The organism is Pantoea sp., from assembly GCF_028283705.1.
Taxonomy (GTDB): domain Bacteria; phylum Pseudomonadota; class Gammaproteobacteria; order Enterobacterales; family Enterobacteriaceae; genus Pantoea.
The window spans coordinates 160,708-182,170 of the sequence record NZ_JAPWKD010000014.1 but is presented as its reverse complement, the minus strand read 5'-3'; the positions used below and the strand labels follow the sequence as shown (position 1 = coordinate 182,170).

Genomic DNA, 21,463 nt, shown 5'->3' with positions numbered 1-21,463 from the left:
GGTAGGTATTGACAGCGTCATTTTGCAGGACTAAATTTCACCTACCAATCGTTAGTTAGATTTTAAGGGTCGAGGATTTCTCATGAGCAAAGACATTTATTATTCAGACGCAACCCACCTGGCCCGCATGATCCGTAATCGCGAAGTTTCTCCTGTTGAAGTGATACAAGCACATCTTGATCGCATTGCAGCCACGAACCCGGATGTCAACGCTGTAGTAACGCTTTCACAGGACGCCCTGAAAAATGCAGCCGCAGCAGAAGCAGCCGTGATGAAGGGTGAGAAGCTCGGCCCCCTTCATGGTGTTCCCTTCACCGCGAAAGATTCCATTGATACCGCAGGTGTTCTGACTCAGCGTGGTTCACCTATTTTCAAAGGGCGTCTACCTGATGAAGACGCAACCAGCGTGGCGCGTCTAAAAAAAGCGGGTGGTATCCTGCTCGCTAAAACGAACCTGCCGGAATTTTCATACTGGATTGAAAGCGACAATCTTCTGTCTGGACGCTCGAATAATCCCTGGGACCTGGCCCGAACGCCCGGCGGCTCCAGCGGCGGTGAATCTGCAGCGATTGCTGCAGGTATGTCCCCGCTGGGACTGGGAACGGACCTGGCCATTTCTGTACGGGGGCCTGCTGCACAGACCGGCATTACCTCCATGAAAGCCACGCACGGCAGTGTGCCCATGACAGGCATTTGGCCGCGAGCGCCACGCCGCTTCTGGCATGCTGGCCCAATGGCCCGCTCAGTTCGCGATATTGCACTGGCATTCTCTCAACTTTCCGGGCCAGATGGTCATGACGCTTTCTCCAGTACCGCGCCAGTACATTCTAACGGGCTGCCGCTTGTGGCATCACGTCCGTTGCGAATTGGCTGGATGACCGGCCCTGGCTTTGGTCCGGTTGACCCGGAAGTCGCTGCAGTGGTGAAGGCTGCCGCAGACGCGCTTAAGGGACCTGGCGTTGAGGTGGAGCATGTCGGTATTCCAGCGCTGGAGCAGGACTTCGCATTGGACGTGTTCAACCGGATTCACGTCATGGAGATGAAGCCAGTATTTGCGGCGGCAACGGCCGGTCACAGCGCTGATGAACTTTACAGGATGGCAAAAACCATGCTGTCACTGCCTGATACATCAATGTCTGATTTTATTGATGCAGAGCAGGCCGTCGAAAGGTTACGTGACGGGTTTGCTGAGTACTTTTCACGTTACGATGCGCTTATTACACATGTTCTCCCCATTCCGGCGCATAAACACGGCGTGGAAAGGTTTGTTATAGACGGTCAGGACGTTGATGCTACTTATTTGCAGGGTGCCACGGTGCCGCTGAACGTTACCGGCCTGCCTGGCGTAGCGCTGCCGTTTGGTAAGAGTCGTGAAGGATTGCCCATCAATGTGCAGATTATAGGCAAATGGCACGATGAGTACGTCATTCTCCACATTGCTTCTCTGCTGGAAGCTGTCAGCCCCGTGAAAGATTCTCATCCGTCGCTGTAAAAAGACTAAGCGCCGCGAATACCGCGGGGCATTAAGGATAGCGTTGCATCGACCCGTTGAACTCATGGCTCATAAGGGACAACCATACTCAAATCTCCCACATTGCAGGAGATTTGAGTATAAACACGTCACCGTGGAACAAAGACCGTATCATCGGTCAAAAAAGATCACTCCACGTTCAGCAGAAATATAGGCACCGTTATTGAAGCGGGCTCCGGTGATTTTGTATGAAGCACCGGCCTGATGTGCCTGAACCGCAATCTGTGCTTCAGCCGCGTCCAGGGTCGATGCCGACGCTGTTAGCGTTCTTAGCAAAGCTACCGAATGAAACAACGGAAAGTGCGATAACTGCAACGAAAATTTTGATGGTTTTCATGGTCTGTTCCTCTGTGTATTTTATGTTTGTGAGTCTATCTGCCTCGATGGAATAATCGAGCGCCAGGCGACCGGGTTTTAATAGCAGAGATATTTATCGAAAAAATTCAAAAAATATGAATAAAAGCCAGGTGCATTTTTTGTGTGTACATCCAGACAAAAACCCGCCATTCAGGCGGGTGGAGGGTGAGCCAGATTTTCAGCAGTGCAGTCGCGTAGTGACAGGATAGACTGCACCAGATCGGTATCAGCGCACCTGAACCTGTACGACGTTCCCCGACTGATTGCCGTCGCTTTGGGCAATCACAAGGTAGCGACGTTCATCTGCATGACGGGCATCCACAATCTGCCGTATCGGGCCAACCGCGTTCACAATGGCTGCGCCAGCAGGGTTCGTCATAAAACGCGTCAACGGTTCCAGTTCACCGCTGCCGTCAGCCTGCGATGACAGTGCCAGCAGGTAAGATTGTTTGGGTTTTAAACCGGTCGCCGATGCCTGAAGGACCTGGGTTATTCCCTGTTCAAACAGAGAAACCGTGGTTGTCGGCTGCGCGTTTCTGGCGGCATCCACTGTTCTCAGCTGGAGATGCACAGCCTGCCCGGCAATCCCCAGAGGCTGCAGACCCTGCATTCCGTTACCTTCCGGGACTGCACCGGGAATATAGGCAACCGCCTGGGGTGCCTGCCCAATCGGGATCGTTGCCATGACCTTGTAGGTTGTTGTATCAATAGCGGCAAGCGCATCGGCATTTTCCAGCCCGACATAAATACGCTTCCCGTCACCGGATGGCCACAGGCCGTGCGGGAGATTGCCGACCGGGATGGAGGCAACCTGTGAGAAGTCATCAGTGCGATAGACGTTGACTCTGTTCAGACCACCGACCGTGACCCATGCAAAACTGCCCTTCGCGTTTTCGACAATGTTGACGTGATTGGTGATGGGGCCGGTATCCAGCGTTTTTATAATGTTGAATGGTGGCCTTGCGTTAAAGACCTGCACTTTCCCCGTGTCCTTCAGGGTGAACCACACCTGTTTTCCGTCTGGCGTCGCCGCGATGTTCGGGCAGAACGGGCTGGCCTGTTTCACCGAGCCGACAATTTTGTGTGTCCTGACGTCAACCACCACGGTCTCTGGATTAAACGAAGAGCAGACGTAGCCGTATTGCCCGTCGGGTGAAAAGATCTGCATGCCCGGACCGCCCGGCACCTTAATACGCGTCTTTTCTTCACCGCTGCTGGCATCCAGCACGGAAACGTAGTCCTCTCCGCGTACCGTCACCCATACTTCTTTTCCGTCAGGGGTGAAAAACGCCTCGTGCGGAGAGCGCCCCACGTAAGTGATATGCCTGACTGCGTTAGTTGCGGTATCGATAAAGCTCACCGAGTTTGAACCAATCGAGACCACAACCAGCGTTTTACGGTCGGGTGAAAAACCCATGCCGTGGACCAGCACCTGGCCTTTATAGAGAGGACTCAGGTTTGCCGGCTGAGGATCACCCAGCCGGATGACGCCGAGCAGCTTATTGCTGGCCGGATCGGTGACGGAAACCGTATTCGAAAACTGTTCTGCGGCGTATACGCGGTCGTGATGACTGAGTGGGATCCCGGCGGCTGAAGCGCTGAAGGGAGCCTGGCCTGCCATCACGGGCAAAGCAGAGAGCGAAACAGCAACAGCCAGCACTGTCCGTACTAACATTTTCATTGAATCTTCCTGTTCAGTGGGGTCTGTAAAAGAGAAAAAACTGATGAAAAGGCATCACCGGATCATCATGGCGATACGCCATTTGCAGGGGCTATCTGGTCCGGTGCTGCCTGCGCGGGCGGCAGTGGTTTATTCAGCGCCTGATACATGGCGGTGATTTCCTGCTGCTGGGTGACAATAATTTCCTGCGCGATACGGCGAAGCTGCGGGTTAGAGCCGTAGCGGAGTTCGGCGATGGCCATATCTATCGCGCCCTGATGGTGAGGGGTCATCATCGCGACGAAATCATCATCGATGTTGCCGGAAGGCTTAACCTCCATGGCTGTCATCATCCGGTCCATTGCCGTCTGATTGTCCATGATAAATGCGGATTCAGAAGTGCCCGGCTGGGTAGCCTTGGGAGGGTGATCATGTGCTTCTACATCCGCCATATAAAACAGCACCAGGACGAAAGGGACAAATTGATATAGTTTCATACGCGTGCCTGCCTTTATTCCAAAAAAAAGAGAAGGAAAATACGGCGTGAGGAAAAAACAAAATTAATTAACGTCGCCACCTCATGATTAAATGAGGTGGCGGGCACGGATGAACTACGACTGAATAAATTCCAGCAAATCCTGATTAAGTTGATCCTGATGCGTTGCCGCCAGACCGTGAGAAGCGCCGGGATAAATTTTCAGCTCTGCACTGGGAATAATGTCAGCAGACAAAAGGCCAGAGTGTGCGATGGGGACGATCTGATCGTCATCACCATGAATGACCAGCGCCGGCACGGTGATTTTTCTCAGGTCTTCGGTGTAATCCACTTCCGAGAACTCTCTGATACAGGCGTACTGCCCCACAATCGAGCCAGCCATGCCCTGATTCCAGAAGCTCAGGCGCAGGCCTTCGTTGATCTCGACTCCCCCGCGGTTCATACCGTAGAAAGGGATAGCGAGGTTGAGATAAAAGTCCGAACGGTTATCAAAGACACCTTTACGAATGCCATCAAACACCGTGATATCCGTGCCTTCAGGCCACTCTACCGATGACACCATGATGGGTGGCACAGCGCCAACCAACACCACTTTTGCTACCCGGGCTACGCCATGGCGACCGATATAGTGAGCGACTTCACCGCCCCCTGTCGAATGACCAACCAGCACCGCGTTGTTAATATCCAGCTCATTCAGCAGCGCGGCAAGGTCGTCGGCGTAAGTATCCATGTCATTACCGAAGGCCGGCTGTTCGGAGCGGCCATGCCCGCGTCGGTCGTGTGCAATGACACGATAACCCTGTTGTAAGAGAAACAGCATCTGCCCATCCCAGGCATCAGAACTCAGCGGCCATCCGTGCGAAAAAATAACCGGTTGGGCATTCTTATCACCCCAGTCTTTAAAAAAAATCCGGGTCGAGTCAGGTGTGGTAATAAAGCTCATTTTTATTTCTCCGTTAATAATGTGCAGGTTATTCCCGCCCAACGCTATGCCTGAGTGAATAAATGCCTTTAGTCATGACTGACATTTATTCATCGTTCTGATGTGCATGGCGCAAGGCTATCCGCCGACAAAACTAAAATTAATGTCGTGGTTGTTATAAAGAATTAAGAAGATCTGTCTGATAGTGAATTAAATCTGAGCCAGGCCTCCGTCTACATATATTTCCGCAGCGTTAATAAAGCTCGCATCATCTGAAGCCAGAAATGCCACGGTTTTCCCAATCTCTTCAGGTTCACCCAGGCGACCCAGCGGCACGCCTGCTGCCAGCGCGTCAAACAAACCCTGCCGGTGTTCTTCGGGTACAAGACCGCCCAGACCGGGGGTACGGATCGGGCCCGGGCTGACCACGTTGACGCGGATGCCACGCTCTTTAAGGTCAAGCGCCCAGGAGCGAGCAAAGTTACGCACGGCGGCCTTGCTTGCGCTGTAAACGCTGAAGCTAGCGGTGCCTTTCGCGGCAGCGGTCGAACCGGTAAGAATGACGGAGCCACCATTGGTCAGCAGGGGAAGCGCCTTCTGTACGGTGAATAGGACGCCACGCACGTTAGTACGAAAAATACGGTCAAAATGCTCTTCAGTGATCGCACCCAGCGGCATCATGTCACCCCCACCCGCATTCGCAAATAGCACGTCAAGTTTCCCTGCTTCGCTGGCGATGGTGGAAAACACCGTATCGAGATCACCCAGAACTGAGGCATCTGCCCGGATCCCTGTGGCAGATGGCCCGATTAAAGCCACTGCAGCGTCAAGTTCTTCCTGACGGCGGCCGGTGATGTAGACTTTCGCGCCCTGCTCCGCCAGCTCCTGTGCTGAGGCCAGGCCAATACCTGAGCTGCCGCCGGTTACTAACGCGATTTTACCTGTCAGTTTTTTACTCATGGTAAGACTCCTTAATCAAAGTATAAATTGGTTCTATAAGTCATCGGGTTACAGTGAAAGCCATACTGCTGAGTTCGGTTAGCACTGTAACGTCATTGATCAGTACGAAAAAATGCACGGATCAGGAAAACAGTTTCCACACGGGTGGATAATCAAAAACTGGCTGATTAACTTCATTATTTATTGAGAAAAACACGGGCGCTCGACAATCGGCCCGCGTTGACCGTAAAGACATCTTCCCCCCGAACCAGATACGGATTGTCTTTTGGACCATAGCCCCAGGTCACACGGGCAATATCGTGATTCCACTCAACAGGAGCAGGTGTGAAGCTAAAGCCCTGATGCTGTGACTGGACTTTACTGATGGCGGCATTCACCCGGTCTGCGCCCTGGTTCAGTCCGGCATAATCGGCTACAAAAAAATCTGTGGAGTACACCGCAGTAAAGGCTTTCTCCCGTGCAACAGCATCGCTGTTGTTCCAGATAGCAAAGTGGCGGTCGATGAGCTGTTGCAGACCTGCTGGTGCCACCTCGGTAGTGGTTACGTTCATGGTTAAATTCTCCGCAAATACGTTATGGGTACTGGTTAGCAGTGCAGCCACCAGCAGGGTTTGGGTGAGTCTCTTTTTCACTTCTGTGCCTTTTAGTGCGCTGTTTTCACTTTGCCCACCAGCTCAATCTGCGAGCCCCAGGGCGTCAGTAAGTAGAACCACTGTGTGCCATCAGCGTTGGTCACCGGCTCGTTCAGGGTTTTCAGCCCGGCTTTTTGAACGGCCTTAAAGCTGGCGGACACATCATGCGTTTTCAGCGCGATATGCGTCGCCGCGTCATCATCCTGATGAGGACGTTCATGGCCGATTTGCGCGCCGCTGTACTGGAACAGTTCGACGCCAGTGCCATCAGGCAGGCGCATCATGACAAAACGCTTGAGGTCACTGGACTGATGCCAGTTAAACGCGGTTTTCCACGCATCCGGGATAGCGCCAGGCGTTATGTCGGACTCCACTCTGGCCCCGAACGTGGTCTGGAAAAACGCGATGGCCTTAGCCAGATCCGGCACGTTGATACCGGCGTGATCCACGCCTGCGACGGTGACTAGCGGCGTCGGTTCGGCGCTGAAAGCCGGTGTGGAAACACTGGCAGCGCCCAGTAGCAGTGATGAGGCGAAGAGTGTTAAAGCGATACGTTGAGTTCTCATGGCTATATTCCTGTGATGAATGAGTCAACCTTTTGGCGACAGCCGTTGTTGTCACAATGAGAGAAGCATATCGACGCAGGATAACTTTCAAAATAGAATGATTTGAAAATCATCATTGCAGATTTGAAATGAACAGATTCCCCGATTCCGAAGGACTCGCCATGTTTGCGAAAGTGGCAGAGGAAGGATCTTTTGCAGCTGCAGCCAGAGTGATGGGCGTCTCCGTTCCCACCGTGTCACGCGCGGTGGCGCGCCTGGAGGAGCGGCTTGGCGGCCCGGCTGTTTAACCGGACATCGCGTCAGCTGGCGTTAACGGAGTTCGGTCAGAGCATGGCGGCAAAGGCATCAGAGATGTATCGCCAGGCTGAAGAAGTAGAAAGTGAAGCCCACGAACTCTCGGTGCTGCCGCGCGATCAGGTGCGCTTAGCGGTACCCATGTCGTTTGACTTACGCTGGGGCGCCCCCCTGATGCCAGAACTTATCCGCCAGTTCCCGGAACTAAGTGTGGACCTGCATCTGTCAGACGCGTCGGTTGATCTGATAGCCGAAGGCTTTGACGCCGCGTTACGTATTACCGCATTACCTGACTCCTCGCTGGTAGCGCGCAAGCTGTGTGCAGTGACGCAGTTTCTGGTGGCCTCACCGGCGTATCTCGCTGAATAGAGTGTGCCGCAACATCCACGCGAACTCACTGCCCGGCAGTACTTCAGCTATGCCTATCGTGCCCGAAGGCAGGTATGGCGCTTTACGCATGACTCCGGTGATCAGGAAGATATCGTTCCGAGTAGACGGTTACGGGTCACCAACTCTGACGCACAGCTATCGCCCCTGCTGGCAGGCCTGGGGATTGCCGAACTGCCAGAATTTATGGCGCGGAATATCTGAGGGATGGCCGTCTGGTCCATCTGCTGGAAGAGTGGACGATGACACAAGGCGGACTCTATTTTGTCACGCCCACCTCACCACTAATCATGTTCGCCCTCGTTGACGTGAACTCGTTTTGCGCTTCCTGCAAGACCGTCGGCCAGATTTGAAAGGCCGGCCGGCTGTGCGACGGCTACGTGATTGCCCATTTAGCTGATTATATGGAATTGCAAATAACACCGTCATGCTCATGATACGATTACGATAACCTCATCTGACTACAATATTTATATCGTTTTCCGCAACAATCAGCATCATGTCAGTTGGCCGATGGTTTTTCGTTTATTAAATCCACGGCAATTATCGCCGTGATTTAGAACAATAACAAACCAGGAAATATACCTGGTTTGACTGTTATGAAATTCACGGCAATAATTGCCGTAAATCCATTATCTGATAAACCGGTGCATTTGATGCTGAATAATGAAAGCAGGCAAAAACTGAAAGCGTTGCTGCCTGCTGATCTGATAGCCACAAAATCATGGTTGCAGCAGCAGGGGCTGAGTCTGCATTTTATCGATAATGCGGTGAAAGGACGTATGCTGAGGGTTCTTCATCCCGGCTTGTATGCCAGAGAGGAGGCTAAACTCAACTGGAAAGGTATAGTCGCCTCGCTACAGCGCATGGCGGAGTTCCCCGTCCTTGTCGGTGGGCTGACGGCCCTCAATATTGAGGGCCTGGCCCATTATCAGGAGCGGGGAACGCTGACGTCAGTTCATCTTTATTCAGCCGCCCATTTGCCCGCGTGGCTGGATAAACTCGACTGCGAAATCGGGCGTTTCCAGTGGCATGGGACTCGTCAGCTGTGGCCAGAGACCCTCATGACAGATAAAAAACTTTTCCGCGAGGATCACTGGCGTGAATCCCTGCCCCCCGTGCGCTATTCATCACCGGAAAAAGCCATTATCGAGGTACTGGCTGATGTGCCAAAAGCAGTTAGCTTTGAGCACGTTGATCAACTTATGCAGGGACTTTCAACGCTCTCACCGCGCAAACTCGATGTTGTTATGCGCGCGAGTACCAGCATCAAATCAAAGAGGCTGTTTATGTGGTTAGCCCAGCGGTACCAGCATGCATGGCTGAAGCATCTGACGCCACAGGACTATGATTTTGGGTCCGGTAAACGCGAACTTGCCCGGGATGGTCGTCTGGATAAAACATGGAATATTACCGTACCAAAGGAGATGTGATTATTCATGGACAGAACCAATATTTACTACCGGCAGGTTCAGTTTCTTTTGCAACTGGTACCGGTGATTGCCAGACACGACTGTTTTGCCTTAAAAGGCGGAACGGCGATTAACCTGTTTGTTCGAGACCTGCCCCGTTTATCGGTTGATATTGATTTAGTCTTTTTGCCGGTTATGGCGCGAGCAGAGTCATTGCTTGCGATCAAAACGGCGTTAGATGAGATTGCAACGGATACCGTGAAAGTCCTGCCCGGCAGTAAAGTCGCCAGGTCCTATGAAGATAAAAAGGATGCGCTACGTCTGACGGTCGATCGTGATGGCGTTATGATAAAAATTGAGCTTTCGCCTGTGTTACGTGGGACAGTTTATGACAGCGCCATTATGCCGGTCAGCGAAGTGGTGGAAGAGGAGTTCGGTTATGCTGAGATGCCTGTAGTGGCGTTTCCGGACCTTTATGCTGGTAAAATCTGTGCAGCACTGGATCGCCAGCATCCCAGGGATCTCTTTGATGTAAAATTCCTTCTTGATAATGAAGGACTCACAGAAGAGTTGCGTAAGGCACTGCTGGTGTACATCATCAGCCACCCACGCCCGATTGCGGAACTGTTGCAGCCACAGTTGAAAGACATCAGCGCCATTTATGAAGGGGAGTTTCGTCATATGGCGGAAGTTGATGTTCCGCTGGCCGCACTGGAAACATCCCGTAAGGTACTGATAGAAAAGCTTAACACCTCGTTAACTGACTCTGAGCGCCAGTTCCTGCTGAGCTTTAAAATGCGGCAACCGGACTGGACTTTGCTGGGGCTTGAGGGTATCGACAGGCTTCCCGCTGTGCGATGGAAACAGCAAAACCTCGAAAAAATGTCAGCAGATAAACACCAGACGGCGCTGACGAAACTTCGCACAGTCTTGGGGATCTGACCGCATAGGAATGTGGATAAAGATATGACGGGCCATGTGGCGTTATACATTACCCGCTCACGTTTCAGTAGCTGGAAAAAGCTTTCTGCAGCCGCGTTATCGTGACAGTTACCACGACGGTATCAACACCACGACTGGCTGGCCGTTTTAGGACTTATATCAGTCGCGCCGACATGCACGCTGGTCCGGTTCGCCATTGCAGATGCAGCTCCGTGAGCTGGCATTCCTGCATACTGCTTATGCAACGCTGTTGCGCATCAGTGAACTGAGTCATCTGCGGGTCCGCGGCGGTAATCGGCGTTTTGGTGACATACAGTTTGCAGTGAGCGACCTTTGAGTAAGTATCAACGAAGGTCTGCTGATAAATACGTCCGACACCTTTCAGATTGCCGACATAAAATGTGTCCTGTGACCCCAGATAACCCGGATGAGCGGTGTCGATTTCCCCACAGGCTTCATCATTACTGGCTTTCCGCTCCAGTGCCACTATCTGCGCATCCGTCAGTTCAATGCCCTCACGTGCCACCTTTTCCTGCAGCGCTTTCAGCCGTTTTTTGAAGTTTTCCAGGTTGTGGCGAAGCCAGACCGACCGAACGCCGCTACCGGAGATAAAAACGCCCTGTTTACGCAGCTCATTGCTTGTCCGGTGCTGGCCATGGGCCGGAAAAGCGATGGCGAATTCCACAACAGCCTGCTCGGTAGCAAGATCAGTACGATTTCAGATTTTCGATAGACATGATTTTTCTCTTCTAACGAGGTTAAAGTTTGGAGCCGCCATCGACATGTAAGGTATCACCAGTGACCCAGCGTGCCTGGTCGGATGCCAGGAACACGATGGCGTCGGCGATGTCTTTTGGTTCGGCCATACGCTGCAAGGCTTGCATACCCAGCGTGTAGGCGCGGCCGTCGTCAGTACCGGCGAAACCAGACATCTCGGTTGGTACTACGCCCGGCGCGACGGCGTTGATGCGAATCCCGCGTCCGCCCAGAGCAACAGCCAGGTGACGTACCAGCGTGTCAACCGCACCCTTGGTGGCTGCGTAAGCTGGCAGCGTACCGACCACCGCTTGTGACGCCAGCGAGGACAACAACACGACATTGCTGCCCTTGTACATCATCGGCAGCAGTTGCTGGATCAGGAAGAATGGTGCCCGCACATTCACCGCGAACAGATCGTCGAAATCTTCCAGCGTAGTGTCTTCGATACTAACCGCACGGGCGATGCCGGCGTTGGCGACCAGGATGTCGAGGCGGCAGCCGACGATGCCGCGCACCTGTTCGGCCAGTGCGTGTGGCCCGTGTGGATCGCGCAGGTCTGTCGCGATCTTCTGAGCTTTGCCGCCAGCCTGGCAGATCTCATTTACCAGCGCAGTTGCTTCCCGTTCGCCTTGGCTGTAATGGACCAGTACCTGGGCACCAACCGCCGCCAGCCCCAGGGCGGTGGCGCGGCCGATACCGCGTGAAGCTCCGGTTACCAGCGCCGTCTTCCCTTCAAGTTTACTCATGATATCGTCTCCAGGATGTTGAGCTCAGCCGGCGGTCTTACCACCGTCGACAGTCAGGATGTGACCGGTAATGAAGTCATTGGCCTGGCTGGCCAGGAACATCACGGCGGCGGCGATGTCGGCCGGTTTGCCGATACGGCCCAATGGCACGCTGCCGGCAAGCTTTGCCTTGTTATCCGGCGTACCGGTGAAGCGGTCCAACATGGCGGTGTTGGTTGGCCCCGGTGCCACGGCGTTGACACGCACGCCGCTGGCGGCCACCTCCAACGCAGCAGACTTGGTCAAGCCTTCCACCGCATGCTTGCTGGCGGCGTAGACTGAGGCGTACGCCGCGCCTTCATGCCCGTAAGTGGATGAGATATTGATGATGCAGCCCTGCTTCTGGGTGGTCATCACGCGCAGTTCGTGTTTCATGCTTAGCAGCGTGCCGAGCACATTGGTTTGGAACGTAGCGGCGTAGGTGTCGGCAGTTTGGTCGACGATCAGACCCGGTTCGCCTTCTGTGCCAGCGTTGTTGACGGCCACATCCAGGCGACCGAAACGAGACACGGCGTGGTCGACCAGGGCCGCCACCTCTTGCTCCTTGCGTACGTCGGCCTGGACGAAGACAGCGTCGGCCCCCAGTTTTCTCAGCTCAGAAGGCATGGCCTTCAGCAACACGACGGCCCGAGACGACCAGACGGGCGCCTGTGTCGGCAAATGCCACAGCGGTGGCACGGCCGATACCAGTCAGTGCGCCGGTGATAAGAATGACGGGATGTTCAGACATGATGCTCTCCTGTTGATTCGGACAAAAAACGTTCGCTGCAGAAGGCAATCTAGAGATTTATGGCAGAATACAAAAAGACTTAATAAGCTGGTTGGCATGCCTGAAAAGCATGACCAGGGGCGTGGGAGGGATATGGAGTTACGACATCTACGGTATTTCATCGCAGTTGCAGAGACTGGTAGCCTGACCGAGGCGGCCGAACATCGGCTGTTCACCTCGCAGCCTTCACTGAGCCGGCAGATCCGCGATCTCGAAGATCAAGTCGGCACGCCGCTGCTTAACCGCAGTGCTCGCGGGGTAGAATTGACGCCAGCCGGGCAAGCCTTCATCGACCATGCGAGGCTGGCTCTGCACCAGGTAGATGCGGCAGTGGAAGCGGCACGGCGCGCGGTGCTACCGGCCAAACAGCGATTTGCGCTGGGATTCTTGACGGGACAGGAGATGAACTGGCTGCCCAAGGCCATGCAGGTGCTGCGCGAGGAGCTGCCAAATATAGACGTCACGGTTTCCAGCGACTATTCGACCGATCTCGCGGATGCGGTCGCGCGTGGCAAGCTGGACCTCGCCTTTATGCGAGCCGAACCGGATTACGACCTGACCTATCAGACCGTGGCACAGGAGCCCCTGGTGGTACTGATGCCGAGTGACCATGCATTGGCCGCCCGCCCGTTCGTGCGGGCACAGGATCTGGTGGACCAGCCGTTCATCGGCATGGCCTCAAAAGCGCGCGAGTTGCGTGCAGTAATCGACCGCTACCTGGACCTTGAAGGCGTGCAGGTATTGCCCAGTCAAGAGGTTGACAACCCTGCCATGGTGATGTCGCTGGTGGCGTCCACGCGCGGTCTGACCCTTATTCCAGCTTATGTGCAGAACCTGATGCCGTGGTCGGTCACCAGCCGTCCGCTGGGCGGTGATGTGCCGATGATCGATCTGTCGATCGGCTACAGCAAGACCAATACTTCCCCGGTACTGAAGCTGTTTCTATCACGATTGACCGAGTTAAGTACTGCCTAAACAATTCACGTTCTGTCCCCTGTACCGCGTCTTTAAATCGGATGATGACGCCACCCGTGCCGGTACACGAAATACGGCCGGCAGCAGGCACCTTAATTAGCAAGAATTCTTGCCGGATGACGAGTCAGAAACCACCATCAAAGCACAGGCTAAACCTGGTATCACAGGCGACGACCGCCCCATCGCAAACGTCGTCCCCGCCTTTTATAAGCCCATGCTGTGTGAAAGATGACCCGGCAGTGGTCGTTTACACGCGTCTGAAACTTCCTCGATATTGCAGAGGCGTGACGTTGATCCGCCGCTGAAAAGCATTACGCATCTGATCGGGACCGGAAAAACCACAGTCGAAAGCGATTGTCTTAAGGGGCAGTTCTGTAGATTCAAGCAAGTTGCGGGCCTGGTCCAGGCGTACTCCTTCCACGAATTCATGCGGTGTGATGCCTAATTCAGTGACGAAGAGACGCGCAATGCTGCGCGCGCTGACGCCGCCAATATCTGCCAGCCGCTCAACCGGAAAGGCTTCGCCCACATGCTCCATAACATAGGCTTGTACCTTTCCCAGTGGTGTTTCAGGGGGGCGGTCTGCAATGAGCAACGGGCTGAACTGGGATTGGCCACCCTGCCGTTGCGCCACAACGACGAGTATCTTGGCACATGCAAGCGATATGGCCGGTCCATGATCTTCTCCAACCAAAGCGAGGCTAAGGTCAATGCCGGCTGTCACGCCAGCGGATGTCACCAGGCGACCGTCGCGCGCATGTATCCGATCTTGCTCGACCCGCGCTGAGGGGAACTGACTTGCAAGCTGCTCGGAACACAGCCAATGGGTCGTGACAGTTTGTTCATCGAGGAGCCCGGCATGACCGAGAACAAAAGCGCCGGTGCAAATCGAGCCATATCGCTGGGCCGCAACACCCCACGTCCTTAGCCACGCTGACATGGCCGTGTCGGGTAGAGTAGTGGGAAGGTGCGGACCACCGGCCACCAGAACTGTGTCAAAAGATCGCTCGGCCTGCTCGAAGGTGAGGTCAGCGACCATCAACATTCCGTTGGAACTGCGCAAGGGCTGTGTGCTGGCCGCGACCAGGATACAGTGGTAATGGTCCTCTTCGGGCAAAAAGTCATTAGCCGTTGTGAACACATCCAGAGGACCTGCAACATCTAGCGCCTGAACGCCTTCGAAAATGACAAGTGCAATGTCTCTCTTTGCCATCATGGCCCTCTTACTTTTGTCAAAAATGATCCGCATTCCCGGTCACTCACCCACTAAAACGGACTTTGGCAGTTTATCACAGGCACTTGGCAGCTTTCAGCGTAGCAAGGCGATTGCTGCCAGGTACAGTTGCCGCGAAGATGAGTGGGTCGGCTACAAGGTCTTCTTCGAATACCGGCCTACAGATTAGGAGAAGTATCATGAGTACCACTAACATCATCCTTGTTCACGGCGCCTGGGCAGATGGCTCCAGCTGGGCCAAAATCATTCCGCTGCTGAGCGACAAAGGCATGGCTGTCGCCGCCGTCCAACTCCCGCTGACCAGTTTCGATGCCGATGTCGCGGCGGTTAGCCGTGCAATCGCGATGGCGCAGGGAGATGTCGTTCTTGTAGGGCATAGCTATGCCGGTGCAGTGATCGGACAAGCGGGCAACAACCCCAAGGTAAAACGGCTTGTTTACATCGACGCATTTGCACCGGACGCGGGAGAGTCGGCAGGATCGCTTTTCGCCCAGTTTGAAGCAGCTCCGCTCAACAACGAGATCAGACAAGACGCAGAGGGCTTTCTGTCGCTCACTCCCGAAGGTATCGCCACCCTGTTTGCACAGGATCTCGATCCCATCGAACAGACAATACTGCATGCAACGCAGGGTCCTATCAATGGCGCTGCACTCGGCAGCGCCTTGACACAGGCCGCATGGCGTAGTCGCCCTAGTTTCTATCTGATTGGTGAAAACGATCTGGCAATCTTGCCCGTGGAGCAGGAACGCATGGCCGCGCGCATGAATGCCACGATCAAACGTGTCGCTTCCAGCCATGTTCCGATGTTGTCGCATCCGCTCGTCGTTGCTGATTTTATCATTCTGGCCGCAGGCTAACATCGAGGCGGCCGTAACGCGCACAACGGCAGCATGTCTTAGGGCCCCTACACCCGCTTTTCGTTCCGTCGCGGTCGAGGAGCGTGGTTGGGGCTGGTCGTAAAAGCCGCATGGTCACCGTGGAGCACCTACTGGCTCGAAAGAAAAGCGGCGATCATCGCATGATTCTCGCTCAATATTCGTACCCAGTAAGCGCACACCCTGAATCACTTCAAAGGTTAATTAACCGGGCAGTTCGCCAGTTCTTTTGCTCATAAACTTCGGCATGATCAATTTCTTATTTTGTCAGCCCGCGATTCCTTCCAGCGTGACCGACGCCCCGCCGCAAACAATTACCAATACATTATCAGCATGGGTAAACCTGATTTTGTGGTCGTACAAAAGTGAAAGTGACACGCCGCATGCCGGTTCAGTGAGCACTCGATGGTCATCGAGAAAGCGCCGGCAGGCATTCAGCGCTTCCTGATCAGAAACCAGCATACTTCTGACGTCCAGTCGGCTGGCCACATTAAAAGCATTTTCGCATACCTGGCTTGCGGCTAGCGTCGTGGCTATACCGCTGACCTTATCAAGGCGCACCAGCTTACCCGCATTAAGCGAAGCGTTGAGAGAGGCTGTACCGTGGGTTTCGACGGCGTAAACGGGAATATAGCCAATCTGATGTTTCTCCAGCCCCTGAGCTATGCCGGACAACATGCTTCCGCCACCAACAGAAAGAATAACCGCATCCGGTTTTAACCCGCAGCTGATGACTTCATCCACGATTGTACTGATGCCTTCCCACAAAAGTGGATGATCAAATGGATGCAGATAGATGACTTCATCCGTCGCCAGTGACTGGGCGTAATCGTTCGCCTCACTCCATACTTTCCCATGCACAATAAGACTGGCACCTTCCTGCTCAATAAGCTGTTTTGCTCTGGCAGATGTGCTTTCCGGCACAACGACAGTGACCGGCAACCCCAGTTTGCGGCCGCTATGTGCCACCGCTATTCCCGCATTGCCGCCGGATGAACTGATGAATGCTGTTGCGCCTCTTTCTGCATAGTAGCAACAAATTTTTTCTGCGCTCCTGAGCTTGAACGATCCTGTCGGCTGAGAAGATTCCATTTTAAGCCAGACATTACATCCACAATGCTGACTTAATGGCAGTGAATGTATGAGGGGAGTCCGGAGAGCTATTTCCATTAGTTTGATCCTTATGATTTCTCTGTCTGACAGGCTGGAAGACCGAGTTATCTTAAGGGGTAAAAGCGTAAAGTGGTGGATACAAATGCTAATGAAAGTGCCGGTTACAGTTCTATCCTGACAAAATAAATGAGCATCCGTTTTCCCTCATTGCGGACATCTGTCTGCGTGTAGATCCTCTATGTGTCAGGAGCAGAAGTTCATGACACACAGGCAAAAGCAGCAGAGAAAAACAAGAAGGCTTAAAGTTGGCAATTTTGACCCACACCTGTATATTTAGACAGTCATCTGATGCCAATAAAAAGGATAAGGGGAATGAGCAGCGCAGTTCAAGAGATAAGTTTTGAAGTCTGTGAAAATCCGGATTCGGAACAATTATTTCCTATTGAAGAAGGACTCAATCATTTCAATGATTCAATGACAGGGATGAGTGATCGTAAGCCACTATCTGTATTAATAACATCAAGCAAAACTGGTGAAGTATTCGGAGGAATGCAAGGGCGTTCTTCATTGGGGCTACTTTTTATAGATCTTTTCTATCTGCCACCCGAGTTGCGGGGAATGGGGATTGGTACAGAGGTCCTCAGCCGCTTCGAGGATGAAGGGCGTAAAAGAGGCTGCACTGCTGCTTTTTTGTATACGATAAGCTTTCAGGCTCCTGATTTTTACAAGAAGCACGGCTGGGAAGAGTTCGGGCGTATTGACTGCAAACCGGAAGGGACAAGCCGTATCTTTATGAAGAAGTCTTTATAACGTCGGTATAACGATTGTCTTTCCGAATATATGATTTATCGCTAAAACTGGCTAAAAATCATTGAATTAAACCGGGAACCCCTGATGAAAGCACTTTCTGCCGTTCGCCCTGCCAGTACACAAATCGCATGTGGTTTAAAGACGCTAAAATAAGGCGCTGGCAGCCTGAAGCTCAGGCCACGGAAGAGATGATAGCCGAATAAAAAAATTAAGGAAAACGTATGAAAATTGAGATCTGTGATGCGTCGGATATTCCGGAACTGGCGAGGGTTTTTGTCGAAATGGAATCGTATTACTTCGGTAATGACGCTGCCAGCTATGACGAAATGTTCTCTTACCTGACCCACCGAGTTTTCTCTGTCTATTCGGGCGTGACCGTACTGGGAGCATGGAAAAACGGGACACTCGTCGGATTTGCTACGTTCACTCTGATGTTCCCTGCGCCAAAGTGCTCCGGGCAAGCGTATATGAAAGATCTTTTCACATCAGCAGCAGTGAGAGGCCAGGGAGTCGGTAGATCACTTATGCGATTTATAGCGGCTTTTGCAATAGAACATGGCTGCACAAGATTTGACTGGACGGCTGAGACCACCAACCCCAAAGCAGCCGAATTTTACTTATCCCTCGGTGCGTCCCTGATAGAAGAAAAACAGTACTTCCGATTGGATCATCAGAGTTTAGCGACATTTGCTATGCAGAATGTACAACCTTAAATCCCCTTGGGCTGTGGGATCTCATTGCCCAACCAGAATGCTATGTTAAATATAATGAAAAAACTCAGCCGTCATGAGTGAAAGGTCTGCTGCTCGCTCTTAGCAGCCCTCTTGCCAGTGACACCGGAGTGCCAATAAGAATCCTTGGTGTATTTCAAATCAATAGGCAGGAAAGGAGTTCGATTTTTCACTATCTTTACTGCGGAAAAAATGCACCAGTCAACTTCTGAATGTGTGCTGGCTGTAGATAAAACCTGCCTCATCATGCCAAAACAGGAAATGTATTTTGCCTAAACTTCAGGATCCGAGCATGCACCGTACTGCATTCTTTGCGGATACCACTGCGCTGATTTTATTTTTCACTACAACGGGCATTATTAATGAAAGATGGATCGCTGGGATGGCGTGGGAACAGGTGCTGCATGCACGTTTAATAGGTGCAGTTCTGATGGTGCCGGTAGCTCGTCCTTATGGCTTATGGCGCGATTGGGTGATGCAATGTGCGGGATCGAGCCGGGTTTCGAAGCTGCTGTGGGACAGTGTTGCGCTGATGAGTTTTCAGGTACCTATCTATATGGTCATCATTGCTTTTAGCGGTGCATCTGGCAGTGGATTAGTTCGCGGTACACTCGGTGCCGCATTAATGATGCTGCTTCTGGGACGGCCTTATGGGGCTTTTCTCAATTGGGTGCGAAGGTTGTTTGGTTTGCCGCCTGGAGGGGAGCGGCCAATGTCGTTGGGAGATTAAGGGTAATTACTGCCCTGTGCCACAAGCGCACATTACTGAATACATTCGGAGTGAATATAAGAACAGGGAACTCTATACTTTTTCCTGATTGATGCGGAATGAAAGTTCCTGATGGCTTTCTTTTCGTTCGCTGTAACGATCGGCAAGGTAATCAGTTTGTCCCTTGAGCAGCAGCGTAATTTTAAACAACTCCTCGACGACATCGACGATACGATCATACCAGGACGAAGGTTTCATTCGCCCGTTCTTATCGAATTCCTGCCAGGCTTTTGCAACTGAGGACTGGTTGGGGATAGTGAACATCCGCATCCACCGGCCTAGAATGCGCATCTGGTTCACGGCATTGAAGGACTGAGAACCGCCACAGACCTGCATCACCGCAAGGGTTTTTCCCTGGGAAGGACGAACAGCACCTTCGCTTAAGGGGATCCAGTCTATCTGCGCTTTCATAATTGCACTCATTGCTCCATGCCGCTCCGGGGAACTCCACACCATCCCATCACACCATCTGACCAGTCCGCGTAGCTCGGTGACTTTAGGGTGTGTATCCGGGGCATCATCTGGCAGGGGCAAACCGGAAGGGTTAAACAGTCTGACCTCTGCACCCATCGCCGTCAGCAGACGACCCGCTTCCTCCGCTGCAAAACGGCTGTAAGAACGCTCTCTTAAAGAGCCATACAAAATCAGGATCCGTGGCTGCTCCTGTACATGAAGGCGCTCAGCGATGTGATGATCAAAACAGTCAGCGTTCAGGGCAGGAAATTGCTCCATTTTTTATCCTCCGGAATGGGTTGGTAGTTTCAAACTCAATACATATGATTTACCATATGTATATTCTAAAGGGAACGGAGTAAAAAATGCTAGTGCCTGTTCAGCTTTTCAAAATTCTGTCAGATGAAACCCGCCTCGCCATTGTCATGCTTCTCCGAGAGTCTGGAGAACTATGCGTCTGCGATATTTGCGCGGCCACCACCGAATCTCAGCCTAAAATCTCGCGCCACATGGCTATTCTTCGAGAAGCTGAGCTAGTTCTTGATCGCCGGGAAGGGAAATGGATCCACTATCGTCTGTCACCCCACATACCGGCGTGGGCGGCTGAAACGATCATGTCGTCCTGGCAGTGTCTGCGGGATGATGTGCGCGAATGGCTGGGTAAATCAGCCTGCTCCTCCTGCTGAAATGGCAAAATACATATGTTAAATCATATATAATGGAGTCTGTAATGCTTCTTGCAGGGAGTATCTTTTTACTGACGCTGATACTGGTCATCTGGCAACCCAGAGGCCTGAGTATTGGCTGGAGCGCAAGTATCGGGGCCGTGCTGGCTCTGGGAACGGGAGTCATCCACATTGATGATATCCCCGTTGTCTGGAACATCGTCTGGAACGCAACAGCGGCATTTATTGCAGTGATCATCATCAGCTTGCTGCTCGATGAGTCCGGTTTCTTTGAATGGGCCGCGCTGCATGTTTCCCGCTGGGGTAACGGACGTGGCCGTGTGCTGTTTACCTGGATAGTACTTCTCGGTGCCGCTGTTTCTGCACTATTTGCCAACGACGGCGCAGCATTGATCCTGACACCGATTGTGATTGCGATGCTGCTCGCCCTGGGATTCAGCAAAGGCACGACACTGGCCTTTGTTATGGCCGCTGGATTTATAGCAGATACCGCCAGTCTGCCGCTGATTGTTTCTAACCTGGTAAATATCGTCTCGGCGGATTTCTTCGAGCTGGGCTTTACGCAGTACGCCTCAATTATGCTCCCGGTGAATCTGGCAGCCATTGCAGCCACAGTGGTCATGCTGCATTTATTCTTCCGCAATGATATCCCGGCGACATATGACGTTTTACTGCTGAAGAAGCCTGCGAGTGCGATAAAGGACCTGGCGACGTTCAGGGCAGGCTGGATTGTTCTGTTACTGCTTCTGGTAGGGTTCTTTGTACTGGAGCCGCTGGGAATACCTGTCAGCGCGATAGCAGCAGCTGGCGCAGCAGTGCTGTTTGTAGTGGCGAAGAGGGGCCATGCCATTAATACCGGGAGAGTGCTGCGCGGTGCGCCCTGGCAAATCGTGATTTTCTCGCTGGGCATGTACCTGGTGATATACGGCCTGCGCAATGCCGGACTTACGGAGTATATGTCTGGCGTGTTGAATCTTCTGGCAGATAAGGGGTTGTGGGCCGCAACGTTCGGTACAGGCTTCCTGACAGCTTTTCTCTCTTCTGTGATGAACAATATGCCAACGGTACTGATTGGCGCACTGTCGATTGACGGGAGTGCCGCGACCGGCGTCGTCAAAGAAGCGATGATTTATGCCAATGTGATTGGCTGCGATTTAGGCCCGAAAATCACCCCTATTGGTAGTCTGGCTACCCTGCTGTGGTTGCATGTTCTGACACAAAAAAATATGACCATCACATGGGGATATTACTTCCGCACCGGCGTTATCATGACCCTGCCCGTGCTGTTTGTCACTCTGGCCGCGCTGGCGTGGCGGCTCTCTGTCACTTTGTAATGAGATACTGA

Annotated in this window: 23 protein-coding genes and 3 pseudogenes; 13 read left to right on the top strand and 13 right to left on the bottom strand. The window is 52.9% G+C overall.

What is annotated here, in order from left to right:
- The first annotated feature begins 82 nt into the window (after nt 1-82).
- Nucleotides 83-1,492, top strand: a complete 1,410-nt coding sequence (locus PW844_RS12500) for an amidase (protein ID WP_299451967.1) — start codon at nt 83-85, stop codon at nt 1,490-1,492.
- A gap of 150 nt (nt 1,493-1,642) precedes the next feature.
- Here the strand turns inward: PW844_RS12500 and PW844_RS12495 are convergent.
- From PW844_RS12495 to PW844_RS12465, 7 genes and pseudogenes are all read right to left on the bottom strand, one after another.
- Nucleotides 1,643-1,868: pseudogene (locus tag PW844_RS12495) on the bottom strand (DUF1471 domain-containing protein).
- Nucleotides 1,869-2,114: 246 nt separating this feature from the next.
- Nucleotides 2,115-3,569, bottom strand: a complete 1,455-nt coding sequence (locus PW844_RS12490) for a YncE family protein (protein ID WP_299451966.1) — start codon at nt 3,567-3,569, stop codon at nt 2,115-2,117.
- Between the two features lie 65 nt (nt 3,570-3,634).
- Nucleotides 3,635-4,045, bottom strand: coding sequence for a DUF305 domain-containing protein (locus PW844_RS12485; RefSeq protein WP_299451965.1), 411 nt, complete (start codon nt 4,043-4,045; stop codon nt 3,635-3,637).
- 114 nt (nt 4,046-4,159) lie between these two features.
- Nucleotides 4,160-4,987, bottom strand: coding sequence for an alpha/beta hydrolase (locus tag PW844_RS12480; RefSeq protein WP_299451964.1), 828 nt, complete (start codon nt 4,985-4,987; stop codon nt 4,160-4,162).
- A gap of 189 nt (nt 4,988-5,176) precedes the next feature.
- Nucleotides 5,177-5,926 carry an SDR family oxidoreductase gene (locus PW844_RS12475; RefSeq protein WP_299451963.1) on the bottom strand — a complete coding sequence of 250 codons (750 nt, stop codon included), beginning with the start codon at nt 5,924-5,926 and terminating at the stop codon, nt 5,177-5,179.
- A 176-nt stretch (nt 5,927-6,102) separates the two neighbouring features.
- A complete protein-coding gene (locus tag PW844_RS12470) occupies nt 6,103-6,558 on the bottom strand; it encodes a nuclear transport factor 2 family protein (protein ID WP_299451962.1) in 456 nt (151 codons plus the stop codon).
- Between the two features lie 11 nt (nt 6,559-6,569).
- Complete coding sequence (locus PW844_RS12465; RefSeq protein WP_299451961.1) at nt 6,570-7,124, bottom strand: VOC family protein; 555 nt, start codon at nt 7,122-7,124, stop codon at nt 6,570-6,572.
- 161 nt (nt 7,125-7,285) lie between these two features.
- Here PW844_RS12465 and PW844_RS12460 point away from each other — a divergent pair, with 161 nt between their 5' ends.
- From PW844_RS12460 to PW844_RS12440, 5 genes are all read left to right on the top strand, one after another.
- Complete coding sequence (locus tag PW844_RS12460; protein WP_299451960.1) at nt 7,286-7,411, top strand: LysR family transcriptional regulator; 126 nt, start codon at nt 7,286-7,288, stop codon at nt 7,409-7,411.
- The gene (locus PW844_RS12455) at nt 7,392-7,787 is read left to right on the top strand and encodes a LysR substrate-binding domain-containing protein (protein WP_299451959.1); all 396 of its coding nucleotides are present in this window, start codon (nt 7,392-7,394) and stop codon (nt 7,785-7,787) included. Before PW844_RS12460 ends, PW844_RS12455 begins: the two co-directional genes overlap by 20 nt.
- A 3-nt stretch (nt 7,788-7,790) precedes the next feature.
- Nucleotides 7,791-8,009, top strand: coding sequence for a hypothetical protein (locus PW844_RS12450; protein WP_299451958.1), 219 nt, complete (start codon nt 7,791-7,793; stop codon nt 8,007-8,009).
- 452 nt (nt 8,010-8,461) lie between these two features.
- Nucleotides 8,462-9,238, top strand: a complete 777-nt coding sequence (locus PW844_RS12445) for a type IV toxin-antitoxin system AbiEi family antitoxin domain-containing protein (protein WP_299451956.1) — start codon at nt 8,462-8,464, stop codon at nt 9,236-9,238.
- Between the two features lie 6 nt (nt 9,239-9,244).
- Nucleotides 9,245-10,159, top strand: a complete 915-nt coding sequence (locus tag PW844_RS12440; RefSeq protein ID WP_299451955.1) for a nucleotidyl transferase AbiEii/AbiGii toxin family protein — start codon at nt 9,245-9,247, stop codon at nt 10,157-10,159.
- Nucleotides 10,160-10,439: 280 nt separating this feature from the next.
- Here PW844_RS12440 and PW844_RS12435 read toward each other — a convergent pair.
- The 3 genes and pseudogenes from PW844_RS12435 to PW844_RS12425 all read right to left on the bottom strand — a co-directional run.
- Nucleotides 10,440-10,859, bottom strand: a pseudogene (locus tag PW844_RS12435) (IS481 family transposase); the annotation flags it as partial.
- Nucleotides 10,860-10,917: 58 nt separating this feature from the next.
- Nucleotides 10,918-11,664 (bottom strand): SDR family oxidoreductase, encoded by a 747-nt coding sequence (locus PW844_RS12430; protein WP_299451954.1) that lies wholly within the window; start codon nt 11,662-11,664, stop codon nt 10,918-10,920.
- A 24-nt stretch (nt 11,665-11,688) separates the two neighbouring features.
- A pseudogene (locus PW844_RS12425) lies at nt 11,689-12,433 on the bottom strand (SDR family NAD(P)-dependent oxidoreductase).
- Between the two features lie 132 nt (nt 12,434-12,565).
- On the opposite strand from PW844_RS12425, the gene PW844_RS12420 reads away from it, so the two are divergent.
- Nucleotides 12,566-13,447, top strand: a complete 882-nt coding sequence (locus tag PW844_RS12420) for a LysR family transcriptional regulator (protein ID WP_299451952.1) — start codon at nt 12,566-12,568, stop codon at nt 13,445-13,447.
- Between the two features lie 247 nt (nt 13,448-13,694).
- On the opposite strand, the gene PW844_RS12415 is transcribed toward PW844_RS12420, so the two are convergent.
- Entirely contained in the window at nt 13,695-14,663 is a 969-nt protein-coding gene (locus PW844_RS12415; RefSeq protein ID WP_299451950.1) for a GlxA family transcriptional regulator, read from the bottom strand.
- A 197-nt stretch (nt 14,664-14,860) separates the two neighbouring features.
- Here PW844_RS12415 and PW844_RS12410 point away from each other — a divergent pair, with 197 nt between their 5' ends.
- A complete protein-coding gene (locus PW844_RS12410) occupies nt 14,861-15,538 on the top strand; it encodes an alpha/beta hydrolase (RefSeq protein WP_299451948.1) in 678 nt (225 codons plus the stop codon).
- 285 nt (nt 15,539-15,823) lie between these two features.
- Here the strand turns inward: PW844_RS12410 and PW844_RS12405 are convergent, their stop codons facing one another.
- The gene (locus PW844_RS12405) at nt 15,824-16,726 is read right to left on the bottom strand and encodes a pyridoxal-phosphate dependent enzyme (RefSeq protein WP_299451947.1); all 903 of its coding nucleotides are present in this window, start codon (nt 16,724-16,726) and stop codon (nt 15,824-15,826) included.
- 315 nt (nt 16,727-17,041) lie between these two features.
- Between PW844_RS12405 and PW844_RS12400 the strand changes: the two genes are divergently transcribed.
- The 3 genes from PW844_RS12400 (at nt 17,042) to alaE (ending at nt 18,940) form a co-directional block, all read left to right on the top strand.
- On the top strand, nt 17,042-17,479 hold the full coding sequence (locus PW844_RS12400) for a GNAT family N-acetyltransferase (protein ID WP_299451945.1): 438 nt from the start codon (nt 17,042-17,044) through the stop codon (nt 17,477-17,479).
- A 221-nt stretch (nt 17,480-17,700) separates the two neighbouring features.
- Nucleotides 17,701-18,192 (top strand): GNAT family N-acetyltransferase, encoded by a 492-nt coding sequence (locus PW844_RS12395; protein WP_299451944.1) that lies wholly within the window; start codon nt 17,701-17,703, stop codon nt 18,190-18,192.
- Nucleotides 18,193-18,502: 310 nt separating this feature from the next.
- Nucleotides 18,503-18,940 (top strand): L-alanine exporter AlaE, encoded by a 438-nt coding sequence (alaE, locus tag PW844_RS12390; protein WP_299451942.1) that lies wholly within the window; start codon nt 18,503-18,505, stop codon nt 18,938-18,940.
- Nucleotides 18,941-19,012: 72 nt separating this feature from the next.
- Here alaE and arsH read toward each other — a convergent pair whose 3' ends face one another.
- Nucleotides 19,013-19,711, bottom strand: a complete 699-nt coding sequence (arsH, locus tag PW844_RS12385) for an arsenical resistance protein ArsH (RefSeq protein ID WP_299451940.1) — start codon at nt 19,709-19,711, stop codon at nt 19,013-19,015.
- Nucleotides 19,712-19,797: 86 nt separating this feature from the next.
- On the opposite strand from arsH, the gene PW844_RS12380 reads away from it, so the two are divergent.
- Nucleotides 19,798-20,118 (top strand): transcriptional regulator, encoded by a 321-nt coding sequence (locus PW844_RS12380; RefSeq protein ID WP_299451938.1) that lies wholly within the window; start codon nt 19,798-19,800, stop codon nt 20,116-20,118.
- Nucleotides 20,119-20,162: 44 nt separating this feature from the next.
- Nucleotides 20,163-21,452, top strand: coding sequence for an arsenic transporter (locus PW844_RS12375; RefSeq protein WP_299451936.1), 1,290 nt, complete (start codon nt 20,163-20,165; stop codon nt 21,450-21,452).
- The last annotated feature ends 11 nt before the right edge of the window (nt 21,453-21,463 follow it).